Here is a 13,140-nt window from a genome sequence, read left to right on the forward strand (position 1 = left end):
ATATCGTTTCATAAGTTTTTTGTGAACAGCTGCACGGAGCAATAAAAAAGCATCACGCCCCCACTGGGAGAACGTGACGCCCTAATTTACCTAATTAACGTGACTATTACCGGTGCAGTCTTGCTAGCAGCTCGCCGGACCGTCCACCGTCGCCTTGGCCGCAACTTGATCAACCACACGCAGTTCAACGGCGCCATCAACTAGACCGGAATCATTGGCAAGCGCCAGAACACCACCAAAACCAACCTTGAGTACCGGGTTGTCGTCAAAGTATTCTGCAGAATAATCCTTAACGTAAACCGGGCCGAGGGTGCTATCAATCGTCGTGTTGAAGTCAGACGTGATGTTTTCCTTTGGGGTGAGAATCAGGTTGAAGCTAAGGTTCAAGCTGCAAACACCAACCGCACTGAATGGGCCCACACCGTCATCGTAATCCAGTACCATCTGGTAGCCACTACCAGCCGTCTGAATCTTTGCCGCTGCTTCTGGGGTAATCCGTAACTGTGCCATAAAGTCGTCCTCCTTCTAGTTGCGCTATACGCAATTTGCATAACTCCCCAAGTTGGGGAAGTTCTCTCTGTAACATTCATTCATTCACTTACTAAAGTATAGCATGGCTGTCAACCTTTTGCACGCGCCACCCCACATCTTTTTCCGCGACATGGAGAATATCTGCTAATATAGAAGCAACGATATTTTTCTTTTAGCGGAGGCCAAACATGAACGTCTTTACCGCACTGCAATTTTTGCAAATCAATCACGAGCCCTTGAACCACACCAACGTTATCATCACTGACCCCGAGGGTAAGCCCGACGCCATCATGAGCGAGCTGCTTGCCGACGTCCTGAACAAAATTGCCATTTTTGGTGACCTGAATGCGGCGGGCAGCCCGGAAGGCATCATCGATCAGCTGCGCATGTTTACCCCCCTGCGCGACGATGTCCTGGATGAATACACGAAAATCCTCACCCAAGACATTGCCGGCATTAATTTTGCGGCGAGGAAAGAAGTAGTCGAGCTCATCTACAAGCCCCTTGTATAATTCCGGTGCTTGGCCAGTAGCTATACCCAAAGACCTAATTCCACCCGGAAGCAGCTAATCACACTAGCCGTTTCTGGGTGGAATTTATTTTTTCTGAAAAGTTTTACTTACGAAGAATGAAAATATCTGCTAGGGTTAATAACTGTTGTGGATTTTACAGGCGTTCCGCGGATTGGCTGTGGAATGAAAACTGTTCAAAATCAAACCCACACTATAAGGAGTCTATTTTGCCTAAGAATTTTAAACAAGAAGTTATTTTCACGCTCATCATGGCTGGCCTCATGGTTCTCGTCATGGCTGGTTACAACGTCGCTTTGAGTGACGGCTTCACTTCCGGTTACATTGTGGAGGTACTCATGGGCTACCCAGTGGCGCTCATCGTTGCGATTATCCTGGACCTGCTGGTTGTCGGCCCTACCGCCAAGAAGATTTTCTTCAACCACATCTTCAAGCCTGAAATGGAAGCAAAGCCCGCAATCATCGGTGTCTGCATTTCCGTACTGATGGTTCTCGGGATGGTAACCCTGATGTCCGCATTCGGCATCATCGTCACCCACAACTTCAGCGGCAACCTGCTGCTGACGTACCTGCACACATGGGGCTTTAACATTTTGATGGCCCTGCCACTGCAGTTAATCGTGGTTGGCCCAATCGCCCGCGGTGTTCTTGGTGCCGTCCAGCGCCACGACGAAGCGGCAGTTGTCCCTGACGCCGACTAAATTAAATTCCCGACACGCTGGTGGCTGATTGCCACCACTGTGTCGGGATTTTTTTGTTTTAACCGGCCTAGTATTTCTGTAACCTATCATTGATGTAAACATTGGTTGCAAAGCTTTGCCCGCTTTTAGGCTGTGCAAACATGAAATTTACATTTTTCACTTACGAAAAGTTTTATTTTCTGATAGTATAACCAACGGCCCAGTGCGCACATTGTGTGCACGGCCCGCGGCGACGCGTTCATTCCTTGAACAACCTGCATCCCCAACTGGATGATGGTTTTGACATTCACTTGGGGATGGTGCGTCTGGCCGCACATTAGGAGGATTAAATTTATAATGGATTCAAGTGTTTCCGCATCGTTACATGCAGATCGCGCCCGTGTCGAGGTTGCTCATCCCGGCCTAGCCATGGTCAGCATGCTGATTGGTGCATTCATGGGGATGTTTAGTGAAACGGCGCTGAACATCGCACTCCCAAGCCTGGCAGTCAGCCTGAACGTACCAACCAGTACGCTTTCCTGGCTGGTGACCGGCTACATGCTCGTTATCGGGATTGTTCTGCCATTTTCCAGTCTACTCACCCGTTGGTTCACCACGCGTCAACTGATTATTACTGGGCTCATTGCGTTTATCATCGGTGCCGCAATCGCAGCGACCGCTGGTTCCTTCCCAGTTCTGCTCGTTGGCCGGATGATTCAGGGTGTTGCTACCGGGATTATTTTGCCATTAATGTTCACCGTCGCTATGCAGGTATTCAAGCCAAGTAAGCTTGGTGCTGCCATGGGGATGTGTGCCCTTGTCATCATGTTTGCCCCCGCAGTTGGTCCTACACTGACCGGGCTCATCCTGGCAAAGCTTAACTGGCACTGGCTCTTCTGGTTGTTCATTCCAATCTTGGCTATTGCACTGGTTTTCGCCATCACCAGTCTTGAAAACGTTGGTAACATCACCAAGCCTAAGGTGGACTTCCTGTCCGTCGCCGGCTCCGTTATCGGGTTCGCCAGTCTAGTTTCTGGTGTTAGCCTTGCTTCCGATCTTGGCTTCAACTCACCAGTAGTTATTGGCCTACTTGTCGTTGCCGTCGTTGTTTTGTTCCTGTACGCTCGCCGGCAATTACACCTCGCCGAACCTGTGCTTAACCTGCACATCTTCAGCATCCCCGCATTCCGCACCGGTGCCTTGCTCGTGATGCTCGACTTTGGCATTATTTTGTCAGCAATGTACCTCTTACCTATGTACCTGCAAAAGGGCTTGCTGCTGCCAGTTGCGCTGACCGGGATTATCATGTTACCTGGTGGTGCAATCAACGCGGTGGTTTCCGCCATTGCTGGCCGTTTATTCGACCGTTTTGGGGCTAAATGGCCAGCACGTCTTGGCTTCCTCATCGCCCTTATTGGTGCTATCATGCTGGTCTTTGCCGGCAGCACGAGTAGCGTTGCTTACGTTATTGCGGCACACGTCATCTTGATGATTGGTTGCCCACTTGCAATGTCTCCCGCCCAGACGCACGCACTTAGCGCACTGTCTGGTCGTGAATCCGCTGATGGCAGTACCATCATGAACACCATGCAGCAGATTGTTGGGGCAATCGCAACCGCGCTTGCAACCAGCCTGCTCGGTCTTGGTACCGCAGCTTCAAGTTCGCACAATGCCGCAGCTGCCTTTACAAATGGGGTCCACTACGGAATTTACTTCACAATTGTCTTGATTGTTGTGGCACTTCTGCTGACGTTTGGCATTAAGAACACAAAACAAGTTTCAGATTAATTAGTACTTTGTCCCCGCAATTTCGCACCGTGACCTTATCCTCGGTGCACACAAAAGGCGTCCCCGCAGCTGATATCGCTGCAGGGACGCCTTTTTAGTTACTTTTTGACTTTCTTGGTCACCTTGGCGCCAAATATTTTCGTCAATTGCTTTTTGTTTGCCTTCTTGGTGCTGGTTAAATCGCCCTGAATGACCCGCCGCTCTGGTTGACCTTCCATCTGGGAGGCACACGTGATGAGCGTCACCATCGTTTTCCCCGGCACGTCGTTGATGTACTGAACCTGACTCTTATCGACAACCTTGTCGAGCGAAATGGTGTAAGTGTATATCTGCTTCATGTCTGTCAGGTAAATTTTTTCACCCAACTTAGCGTTCTCTAGTGGCGTGAACAGCACCTTGGTGTGCGGGATGTGGTGGCCAGCAAGCGCGTAGTTGCGTTTACCCATCACCTGATCCGGCTTCATCGTCCCGGCACCAACCACAAGATTCGTGTTGGCAATCCCGGCCAGAATTGGCAGGTGAACATTAACGCTTGGCACCGCCATCAACCCAATTGGCTTCAGATTGCGGTTTAACGCCGCCTTGGACACAACGGACAGGTCCAGTGACTCAACCGATTTAAAGGTGTAGTTGGCCTTCTTCACGTTCTTCTTGTTGTTCGCCACGTCATCCGCCGTCAGTTGCTGTGCCGTGTTCAGCGAGTTTTGCGACATGTGATCGACCACAAATAGCTTAATCTGCTCGTTAAAAATCAGACCCAAGCTGACAATCAGTAGCAAAATCAGCAGTACGCGCCACAACCAAACCTTGCCGTTCTTCTTCTTTCGCTCTTTGCGCATGTCGTCCTCCTCTGCCCGGCATCAATAGTTACCTCTTGTGATGCAAAGCTCAACGATTCTTTGTTGTCCTTAGTATAACAGGCTGTTTTCAGATTATCCATCAGTTTTACTTACTTAAATTTAGTTAATTTGACACTTTGCCGTGTGAACGCACGCCAAAAAACTCGGCGGCAAAAACTTTTCAAAAAAATTTGTGGAAAACGCTTGCTATGAAACGCGTTCGATACATTACACTGCGTATGCAGGGTTGATAAAGCTACTAACCGCGGGGTGGCACGGCCTTGAATAAACTATTGTAGATGAATAAGTCATGCGCTACTAATGTCCAATCTTCATCACAAAACTTATGCTGCTAGATCGGCCTAGCACCATTCATCATCACTAAGGAATCGGTTTGGCGCCCATTAGTTTCGCTAACAAGCGCCACGCCCAGGAGGTAATCATATGCTCAGTCTATTTAAGAAGTACGCCACCACGCAAGTTGAACTCGACAATTACAACGAACTCGTTGCCATCAAGGAATTGGCCCACATCGCTGCCAAGAAGAGCAATCAAGACGAACAGCTGGTCAAAAGTGGCCTGCTTGCGAGCGTTGCTCAAGGTGCCAGCCAGGCAGTTGGCCGCGTTATGACCACCACCGCCACAATCACCGAGGCCCACCACGTACACATCGTGGCGGTCACCTTCGCTAAGCCAATTAACTGGAGCGGCACGCCAATTGATTTTGCGTTCGTTATCCTCAAGCCCGACGACACTGACGATGCTGTAATTGAGCACGCCACGAACCTCATCCAGCAGCAGTTGCAGGACAAAGACCTGGCCGTGCTCAAATCGGACAGCAGTGCCCTCGACAAGCTGGTCAAGAACGTCAAAAACGAGCTCGTCGCATGATGTGCACCAAAATACCGGATTACAACCAAGAATCGGTCGCACCGCAGCGGCCGATTTTTGCTGTTCTGGCGTATACTAAAAATTAGAAATGAACCACTACGCTGAAGGAGGAGCAAAATGACCACAATTCGTGACGTAGCCCGCATCAGTGGCCATTCAGTCGCCACCGTATCGCGCGTTTTGAATCATAAAAAATACGTTTCGCCAGAGGTGCGTGCCCACGTTCAATCCGTCATCGATGAACTGGATTACGTACCCAACGACATGGCACGGGATTTGAGCCGCGGCAAAACCATGAACATCGGTGTCGTGTGCCTGAACCTTGCGCACCCTTACTATGCTGACATCAACGCCGGCATCATGAGCGCGGCGTTTGCGGCGGGCTATAACGTGGTGTTGTTGCAGTCAAAATACGACAACGAGCAGGAACGCAAATATCTGGAACAACTGCGCCGCAAAGCGTTCGACGGCCTCATTTTTACCACGCACAATATCCCCGTTGAGGAAATGCTCCCCTACCGCAAATACGGACCGGTCGTTGTGTGCCACGACCCCGGTGATATCGACATCGATGCCGCCTACAGTGAACGCGGGCCCTCATACATTAAGGCATTCATGTGGGCCAAACGCCACCAGTTCAAGCGCATCGGGTTGCTGCTGCCGCGTGATCCGGCACTTAGCGCAACTGGGGCCGAAACCATCGCGGCATACAAGCAGGTTTTCGGCCACAAACCTGCACCGAGTTACACGCGCATCGGGAGCATGACCTACGCCGATGGTTATGCTGCCGGTGAATATTTCGTCACGCGCGGGCTGAACCCCGACTTTATTTTCGCTAACGGCGATGATATTGCCACGGGTGTTGGCCAATATTACAAAGACCACCATTTGCCCGTCCCTGCGCTCATGGGCCAAGACAACCAGTTATCGGGGCAACTACTGGGCATCCCCACAATCGACCACCACTACCGGGACGTCGGGGCTGCTGCGCTGAGGCTGGCAATCGGTGCCGCCCACGGCAAGTACGGCCTGCACTCAGATTTCCTGACCAGAAGCGGTAACTAATGTGCCCGTCTACTGTCGCTGTCCGGCAGCGGCAGCGTGGTTGCTGAGGTAGACCAGTGGCGTCGCTCCGCGTTGTGGGGTTTGGCCTCCGGGTCCGGGCTGGGCCTCGGGTGTGCTTCGCCGTGGTCGCTGTGGCGGTCGTCTGGAGCCGGAAAACCGCCGTCTCCAGACTAAAAATTTAGCTTTGCATCGTCGCAGTCTGAACCTACCTCGTACGATGCTTGACATGTAATCGCATGTTCTATCTCGCACCCAAAATCCTGAATGCTCCTCACACAAATCTAAATTTTTCCCACAAGAATAGAGGCTGTGCCAACCGCAAAAACCGCGGTCGGCACAACCTCTATTCTTGTTGCCACAGCTACTGCGTGCGCATGTGAGTGAGTACGCATCAAGCTGGGTGGCACACCCGAGACCCAGCCCGGACCCTCCGGCCAACCCCCACAACGCTCCGCTGGATAGCGGCATAGATTCAGGACCCAACACCAGCTTCAAAGAGGGGTAACTGATCAAGCCTGAGGGAATTACCTTGGTTGTGAATTTCTCAGTTGTACTTAGAAATCGCGAGCAAGCACTTTAACCACGCTGTAGCGACTGGGTGGGGTCGGTGCGCGTGTAGTGCGGCTGGAATTTTCCTGTGAAAGCTATGGTGAGAGAAGACCGATGCGGGTTTTGCATCGGGCTTCTCCACACCATAGCCGGCAAAAATTAAGACCCGCCAGGCGGAGCAATGCTTCCCCAGCGGATCTTAACAACACATATTAAGTTTGTGACCCAAAAAACAGATACGGGGCTTAATTTTTAGGTTGAAGACCCGGTTTTTGGGGCTTCAACCGGCCGCACGGAAAATCCCAGCCGCACGGAACGCGCACCGGCCCCGCCCAGTCGCGGCCCCTATACCACTCAGTAACTCATACTACCAAAACCACTTACGCTGCCGGACAATGTTTGTACTTACTGTTTGGTGACAGTGACCTTGGCGAAGTATTCGTCAAACTTGCTCTTGTCCACGAATCCAGTTTTAGCTTCCATCGTGTTGAGCATCCCCGTCGTCATCGCGCTGCGCAACGTATCCTCAACTGATTCGCCCTTGTCTGTGGCATAAGCGAGACCAGCGAGGGTGGAATCACCAGAGCCCACCGGGTTAACCACGTTAATCTTCGGAATCGCGGCCTGGTAGTAATCCCCATCGTGTTTGGCAAAGGCACCTGCTGCCCCAAGGGAAACAACAACCCAGCTAACTCCTGCAAAGATTGGGTGCGCCAGCTGTTTGGCTAACTGTGGCAAATTCTTGCGGTCGACGTCTTCACCAATGAGGGCACCCAGTTCGGAATCGTTTGGTTTAATTAAATCCGGCTTTTCGTCAGCCTTGAGCGCTGCTTCCAGAGCAGCACCTGATGCATCGAGGAAGACTTTAACTCCTGCTTTGTGGCCAAGCGCAACCATCTTGGCGTAAAAATCGGTCGGCAGGCCACCCGGCAGGCTACCGGAAATGGTCACAAGGTCGACCTGCTTAAGCAGTTTTTCGTAGTGCTTAAGGAAGTTATCCGCGTCCGCAACGCTGAGAGTTGGGCCCTTTTCAAGTACTTCAGTCTGATCCCCGTTATCGTGCAGAATTGCGATGCAGGAGCGCGTTTCGCCATCAATTTGGGCAAAATCACCAGTAATCCCGTCCTGTTCCAACTGGTGGGACAAATATTGGCCGAAGAACCCACCAAGGACACCAGTTGCAATCAGCGGGTGATCAAGACAGTGTAACACCCGAGCAACATTCAGGCCCTTGCCCCCCGCGGTTTTACGCACGGTGGTAACGCGGTTCACATCGTCAATCTTCAAGTGGTCCAGTGGGTACTGCACGTCAATGGACGGGTTCATGGTCACAGCTAGAATTGTCATTTTTATCTCCCTCTTATTTGCGGACACATCGCCAAAACTTGGCCAATGCACCGTATTGTCATTATTGTATCTGCCAAGAGCTAACAGTACATGCCTGCCGCACAAAAAAAGGTGATAAAGAAATGAGCTCCACCCATTTCTTTATCACCCGTTTTAATTAGTCGTGGTAGACGCCTTCCGCCCACTTCTTGTTTTCTTCATCGAAGAAGTGAGGGTTATCGTACTGTTCTGGGTTTGGTGTTGCGATGTTGTCAATCTTATCAATCAACTTCTTGTTCTCTTCACTTGGCTTGTAGGAAGCGTTCAAGAAGGTGTCAACGATATCAAAGATGAAGTCGCGGCCGAGGACAATGCCCCCGAAACCAAGGACGTTAGCGTTGAGTTCTTCACGTGCATACTTAGCCTGGGTAGCATCCCCAACCATGGCTGCGCGGATGCCGTCGTTCTTGTCAGCGGCGGTTGAAACCCCAATCCCGGTCCCACAAAGGACAACCCCGAGATCAGCGCGACCAGAAATCACGTCTTCAGCAACGCGCTTGCCGTAGATTGGGTAGTGCGTTCGGGTGTTGTCGTGGGTACCTTCATCAATTACCTGGTAGCCAAGGCTCTTCAGGTGGTCAGAAACAAGCATCTTGGTCGCGGTAACGATGTGGTCGTTCCCAAGAGCAATAACGGTGTGCTTGTCAATCTTTGGGTCGACAAAAGCTGGTGATGGCATTTCATTTTCAAGCATTATGATAATTCCTCCGATAAATGGTTTAGTTAAAGGTTCTAGGCGTTGCTCGAAGCGTTTCGGGTAACGCCGTTTTCCTGATTAGTAGGTCGACAAGGTGAAATAATTACGGTCGCTTTTCGCTGACGGGCAAAAGGCTTCGGTAATTTAGATCATCTTTTCAAGCATGTCGAGACGAACCTGGTGACGTCCTGCTGCGTATTCAGTGTCCAAGTAGTGCTGAACGATTGAGTAAGCAAGCTTTTCGCCCACAATACCGGAACCCAGGGAGATTGCCTTGGCCCCGTTGTGCATCGCGGTCATGTGCGCGGTACGTTCTTCATTAACGTTGGCCGTTACCATACCCTTAACCTTGTTGCTGGCCATTGCGGAGCCAACCCCATATTCATCGAACATGACGGCCTTCTTTACGCCGTTTTCAAGCACCTGCTTGGTGACAGCAAGGGAGGATTCAACGAAGTCTTCCGCTGGCTTCTCAGTAACATCGATCACATTGTAGTTGTGATCCTGAAGGTATGCCTTAACCTTCTCCTTCAGTTCGAACCCGTTCTTATCTGCGCCAATAACAACATCCATGATTGTGATCTCCTTTTATAAGTAGTTACTCACTAGTAATAATATGCGTCAGCTTGCTGTAATCGCTTCGCTGCTCGTCTTCAATACTTGTGTCGGTGATTAAACCATCGACATCATCCAAACTGTAGAACCCATAGAAGTCTTCGGTATCCAGTTTAGTGTGGTCCGCCAAAATGTATCGCTGCCGTGAATTGTTCAGGGCCATTCGTTGAATTTGCCCCTCATCCGCATTGGCGTTGCTGACGATGCTATCACACACCCCGTTAGCCGAAACGAAGGCCTTGGTGGTTCGCAAGTGTTCGAGCATCTCGATTGCAAGGTTACCAATGAAGGCCCCGCTGCGTTCGCGATAAGTCCCACCGACGAGACATAGCTCGTAACGGTCGGCCTTGCTCTTAAAACTATCAAAGACTGGCAGGCTGTTCGTTACCACCCGCAGTTCGGGAAGCGTTAAGTAGTCCGCAATAAACTCATTAGTTGTCCCCGGACCAATAAAGATTGTGTCGCCTACCTCTATTAACTGGGCAGCTTGTGCAGCAATTTGCCTTTTTTCCTCAACGCGCAAATCTCGTTTTTCTAGACGGGAGAGTTCCTGATCCTGCTTCTGTGCAAGCTTAGGACTCTGGGCGCCACCGTGAACGCGGATAATGGCGTGCTTTTCGGCTAGTTCAGCCAAATCACGCCGTACTGTCATGGTAGAAACGTTCAGTTCCGCACCAATTTCGTTGACGGTAACAATGCCCTTTCGATCGACGAGGTTGCGAATTGTTAGGAGTCGTTGTCGTTTTAACACTTTATGCATCACCTCCGAACGGTTCGCTTTTGTTCTAAAATGTTTACTTATTCGGTACGCCATTAAATTACCATCAGTTGAAAGCCTTGTCAACAGTTTAAAAGAAATTTCGAAACCGCTTTAAAAAAGTTATCAGATAGGGGTTGACGTGTGAAAGCGGTTGTATATAATTAGACTTGTAATCCGGTGAACACAAACGAACAAAAATTAACGGAGGTGAGGCCGCATGCCCGACACAGTTAGCAAGACTCTGTTCGATCCTACAGCGGTATTTGTAACCGAGCAGACAACGCAAGCGGCGATTTTCCAAGAGGTTGCCGACAAGTTACTCGAGAAACAATATGTAAAACCAGAATTCCTGGCAAATCTCTCGGAGCGCGAGAAGAACTACCCAACCGGCATTGATATGTCAGTAGTTAACCCGGATTATCCGAACATCGCGATTCCCCACACGGAAGGCGAATTCGTCAATGTCCGTCTGGTTGTTCCTATTAAACTGGTTCACCCAGTAGAATTTCACAACATGATTGACCCAACCGATAGCTTCCCAGTTTCATTCCTGTTCATGATTTTGAACAATGATCCTGATGGTCAGGCCAACGTGCTTTCGGAGATCATGGGCTTTCTGACCACGACGCCAGCTGAGGACCTACAAAACTTCCTTGGCGAAACTAATCGGGCAGCGATTTACTCGTTCCTGAACACTTATTTCAATCAAGAGTAATACCCGAATTTGCTTACAAATACTTGTAAGCGGTTCGAATAAAAAAATCTTCACACACATTAGGAGGAAATAGTTATGACAGTTCGTATTCTTGCAGCATGTGGTGCCGGTGTTAACTCCAGCCACCAGATTAAGGATGCTTTGGAAAAGGAAATGAAGAGCCGCGGTTACAATGTACACTGCGACGCAGTCATGGTTAAGGATGTCAACGAAGAAATGCTCAGCAACTACGACATCTACGCACAGATTGCCAAGACTGACATGTCCTTCACACCACAGATTCCAGTGGTTGACGCAGGTGCTATTCTCTACCGGATGCCAGCAATGGCAAAGCCTGTATACGACAACGTTGAGAAGATCATCAAGGAAAAGGGTTTGAGCTAAACCGCTCACCCTTGAGTGACGAGGCGGGTTCATCCCGCCGGTTATAATTCTTGGGTTCCATTAGGTTCCACAGTTCCATTTATTCATTCATTCATTGTTGTTTTGTTGCTATTGTTCTCTCTGTAAGGGGTGAGAAAGTCTTATGCTAAACACTATTATTGACGTGTCAAACAAGGTCTTTAAACCAATTATCGACCTTGGTGCTGCGCCTATTATGCTGATTGTCCTGACGCTCATTGCGTGGGCAGTCGGGGTTAACTTCTTCCACGCTCTCGAAGGTGGTATCAAGCTAGCTATTGCGCTGACCGCTATCTCCAGCATCATCAACTTGCTGACTAACGCGTTCCAGCCTGCTGTTGCTGCTTTCGTTAAGTCAACCGGTCTCCACCTGGGTACTACCGACCTTGGGTGGGCACCACTGGCCACAATCACTTGGGGTTCTCCATATACCCTGTTCTTCCTGTTGATTATGGTTATCGTCAACATCGCTATGTTGACCCTCAAGTTTACCGACACACTGGATGTTGATATTTTCGATATCTGGCACATGTCCTTCACCGGTTTGCTGGCTATGTACTTCGGTGCAAACCTGCTCACCGGTACGTTGCTCGTTATCTTCATCGGGGTTATGAAGATCTTCAACTCTGACCTGATGAAGCCTACCTTCAACGACCTGCTGGGTAACTGGGACAACCCAATGACCACTACCCACTTGAACTACATGATGAACCCAATCATCATGGTCTTTAACAAGATTTTCGACGTCGTCTTCCCATGGCTCGACAAATACGACTTCGACGCTGCTAAGTTGAACGAAAAGATTGGTTTCTGGGGTTCCCGTTTCGCCATTGGTGTTTACCTTGGTGTCTTCATCGGTCTACTCGGTCACCAGCCTATTGGTAACATCTTCACACTGGCATTCACAGCCGCAACCTGCTTGGAACTCTTCTCTCTGATCGGTTCTTGGTTCATTGCTTCTGTTGAACCTCTGTCACAAGGTATCACCGACTTCGCTACCAAGCACCTGAACGGCCGTGTATTCAACATCGGGCTTGACTGGCCATTCATTGCCGGCCGTGCTGAAATCTGGGCAGCCTGCAACGTCCTGGCACCAATCATGCTGGCCGAAGCTCTGGTTCTCCCAGGCAACACCATCCTTCCACTTGGTGGGATCATCGGGATGGGTGTTACTCCTGCACTGCTGGTTGTCACCCGTGGTCGTCTGCTCCGTATGATTATCATCGGTGCTATTGAACTCCCACTCTTCCTGTGGGCTGGTTCCCTTTCCGCTCCATTCGTTACATCTACTGCCGCAAAGATTGCGCCTAACATGTTGAGTGGTGTTTCCAAGGGTGCCATGATTTCTTCCTCCACTAAGGAAGGTCCTATCGAACAGTTCATCGCTTACCTTCTTGGTAAGGGGCAAGGTGGCGACATGAAGATGCTCATGTTCTTCTTCCTCGCTATGGTTGCTTACGTTGCCATCTTCATGTGGTACCGTCACGAAATGCTCAAGCGTAACACTGAATACGCTAAGCAGGGCTTCAAGGTTAACCCAGACGTTATGCTGAAGACCAAGTAGTCGATTGACTACAACCAAAAGGATCCGCAATACTGCGGGTTCTTTTTTTGTACGACGAATTGTCAACTCAAGTGCAACTTTTTACCCAGGTAAACTTCTGATGGCGTCTTCCAGCCTAGGACCTTGCG

14 protein-coding genes are annotated in these 13,140 nt (G+C 50.1%); 8 read left to right on the plus strand and 6 right to left on the minus strand.

Annotation, left to right across the window (positions count from 1 at the left end; all coding sequences use genetic code 11):
- Positions 1-123: 123 nt before the first annotated feature.
- Positions 124-510 carry an iron-sulfur cluster biosynthesis family protein gene (locus EKN00_RS04930; protein ID WP_127849034.1) on the minus strand — a complete coding sequence of 129 codons (387 nt, stop codon included), beginning with the start codon at positions 508-510 and terminating at the stop codon, positions 124-126.
- A 209-nt stretch (positions 511-719) separates the two neighbouring features.
- On the opposite strand from EKN00_RS04930, the gene EKN00_RS04935 reads away from it, so the two are divergent.
- From EKN00_RS04935 to EKN00_RS04945, 3 genes are all read left to right on the plus strand, one after another.
- Positions 720-1,043 (plus strand): hypothetical protein, encoded by a 324-nt coding sequence (locus EKN00_RS04935; RefSeq protein WP_127849035.1) that lies wholly within the window; start codon positions 720-722, stop codon positions 1,041-1,043.
- A 227-nt stretch (positions 1,044-1,270) separates the two neighbouring features.
- Entirely contained in the window at positions 1,271-1,762 is a 492-nt protein-coding gene (locus EKN00_RS04940; protein ID WP_127849036.1) for a DUF2798 domain-containing protein, read from the plus strand.
- 336 nt (positions 1,763-2,098) lie between these two features.
- A complete protein-coding gene (locus EKN00_RS04945) occupies positions 2,099-3,529 on the plus strand; it encodes a DHA2 family efflux MFS transporter permease subunit (RefSeq protein ID WP_127849037.1) in 1,431 nt (476 codons plus the stop codon).
- 98 nt (positions 3,530-3,627) lie between these two features.
- Here the strand turns inward: EKN00_RS04945 and EKN00_RS04950 are convergent, their stop codons facing one another.
- On the minus strand, positions 3,628-4,368 hold the full coding sequence (locus EKN00_RS04950) for a class A sortase (protein ID WP_127849038.1): 741 nt from the start codon (positions 4,366-4,368) through the stop codon (positions 3,628-3,630).
- 444 nt (positions 4,369-4,812) lie between these two features.
- Between EKN00_RS04950 and EKN00_RS04955 the strand changes: the two genes are divergently transcribed.
- Both EKN00_RS04955 and EKN00_RS04960 read left to right on the plus strand, forming a co-directional pair.
- The gene (locus EKN00_RS04955; protein ID WP_127849039.1) at positions 4,813-5,259 is read left to right on the plus strand and encodes a hypothetical protein; all 447 of its coding nucleotides are present in this window, start codon (positions 4,813-4,815) and stop codon (positions 5,257-5,259) included.
- A 117-nt stretch (positions 5,260-5,376) separates the two neighbouring features.
- Entirely contained in the window at positions 5,377-6,324 is a 948-nt protein-coding gene (locus EKN00_RS04960) for a LacI family DNA-binding transcriptional regulator (RefSeq protein ID WP_127849040.1), read from the plus strand.
- A 954-nt stretch (positions 6,325-7,278) separates the two neighbouring features.
- Here the strand turns inward: EKN00_RS04960 and EKN00_RS04965 are convergent.
- The 4 genes from EKN00_RS04965 to EKN00_RS04980 form a co-directional block, all read right to left on the minus strand.
- Complete coding sequence (locus EKN00_RS04965; protein ID WP_127849041.1) at positions 7,279-8,220, minus strand: hexose kinase; 942 nt, start codon at positions 8,218-8,220, stop codon at positions 7,279-7,281.
- A 157-nt stretch (positions 8,221-8,377) separates the two neighbouring features.
- Complete coding sequence (gene lacB / locus EKN00_RS04970; RefSeq protein ID WP_127849042.1) at positions 8,378-8,953, minus strand: galactose-6-phosphate isomerase subunit LacB; 576 nt, start codon at positions 8,951-8,953, stop codon at positions 8,378-8,380.
- A gap of 147 nt (positions 8,954-9,100) precedes the next feature.
- A complete protein-coding gene (gene lacA, locus EKN00_RS04975) occupies positions 9,101-9,529 on the minus strand; it encodes a galactose-6-phosphate isomerase subunit LacA (protein WP_127849043.1) in 429 nt (142 codons plus the stop codon).
- A gap of 25 nt (positions 9,530-9,554) precedes the next feature.
- A complete protein-coding gene (locus tag EKN00_RS04980; RefSeq protein ID WP_127849044.1) occupies positions 9,555-10,322 on the minus strand; it encodes a DeoR/GlpR family DNA-binding transcription regulator in 768 nt (255 codons plus the stop codon).
- Positions 10,323-10,548: 226 nt separating this feature from the next.
- Here EKN00_RS04980 and EKN00_RS04985 point away from each other — a divergent pair, with 226 nt between their 5' ends.
- The 3 genes from EKN00_RS04985 to EKN00_RS04995 all read left to right on the plus strand — a co-directional run bounded on the left by EKN00_RS04985 (position 10,549) and on the right by EKN00_RS04995 (position 13,012).
- Complete coding sequence (locus EKN00_RS04985; RefSeq protein ID WP_127849045.1) at positions 10,549-11,046, plus strand: PTS sugar transporter subunit IIA; 498 nt, start codon at positions 10,549-10,551, stop codon at positions 11,044-11,046.
- Between the two features lie 75 nt (positions 11,047-11,121).
- Positions 11,122-11,430 (plus strand): PTS sugar transporter subunit IIB, encoded by a 309-nt coding sequence (locus EKN00_RS04990; RefSeq protein ID WP_127849046.1) that lies wholly within the window; start codon positions 11,122-11,124, stop codon positions 11,428-11,430.
- Between the two features lie 142 nt (positions 11,431-11,572).
- Positions 11,573-13,012, plus strand: a complete 1,440-nt coding sequence (locus tag EKN00_RS04995; protein WP_127849047.1) for a PTS transporter subunit IIC — start codon at positions 11,573-11,575, stop codon at positions 13,010-13,012.
- Positions 13,013-13,140 lie beyond the last annotated feature (128 nt).

The sequence above is a fragment of the Lacticaseibacillus hulanensis genome, from assembly GCF_004010095.1.
GTDB lineage: Bacteria > Bacillota > Bacilli > Lactobacillales > Lactobacillaceae > Lacticaseibacillus > Lacticaseibacillus hulanensis.

Excerpts from the sequence above, each read along its gene's own strand:
- EKN00_RS04995 (WP_127849047.1), top strand. The coding sequence starts at position 11,573 with ATGCTAAACACTATTATTGACGTGTCAAACAAGGTCTTTAAACCAATT.
- EKN00_RS04960 (WP_127849040.1), top strand. The coding sequence starts at position 5,377 with ATGACCACAATTCGTGACGTAGCCCGCATCAGTGGCCATTCAGTCGCC.
- EKN00_RS04950 (WP_127849038.1), bottom strand. The coding sequence starts at position 4,368 with ATGCGCAAAGAGCGAAAGAAGAAGAACGGCAAGGTTTGGTTGTGGCGC.
- lacB (WP_127849042.1), bottom strand. The coding sequence starts at position 8,953 with ATGCTTGAAAATGAAATGCCATCACCAGCTTTTGTCGACCCAAAGATT.
- lacA (WP_127849043.1), bottom strand. The coding sequence starts at position 9,529 with ATGGATGTTGTTATTGGCGCAGATAAGAACGGGTTCGAACTGAAGGAG.
- EKN00_RS04965 (WP_127849041.1), bottom strand. The coding sequence starts at position 8,220 with ATGACAATTCTAGCTGTGACCATGAACCCGTCCATTGACGTGCAGTAC.
- EKN00_RS04930 (WP_127849034.1), bottom strand. The coding sequence starts at position 510 with ATGGCACAGTTACGGATTACCCCAGAAGCAGCGGCAAAGATTCAGACG.
- EKN00_RS04935 (WP_127849035.1), top strand. The coding sequence starts at position 720 with ATGAACGTCTTTACCGCACTGCAATTTTTGCAAATCAATCACGAGCCC.
- EKN00_RS04990 (WP_127849046.1), top strand. The coding sequence starts at position 11,122 with ATGACAGTTCGTATTCTTGCAGCATGTGGTGCCGGTGTTAACTCCAGC.
- EKN00_RS04985 (WP_127849045.1), top strand. The coding sequence starts at position 10,549 with ATGCCCGACACAGTTAGCAAGACTCTGTTCGATCCTACAGCGGTATTT.
- EKN00_RS04955 (WP_127849039.1), top strand. The coding sequence starts at position 4,813 with ATGCTCAGTCTATTTAAGAAGTACGCCACCACGCAAGTTGAACTCGAC.
- EKN00_RS04945 (WP_127849037.1), top strand. The coding sequence starts at position 2,099 with ATGGATTCAAGTGTTTCCGCATCGTTACATGCAGATCGCGCCCGTGTC.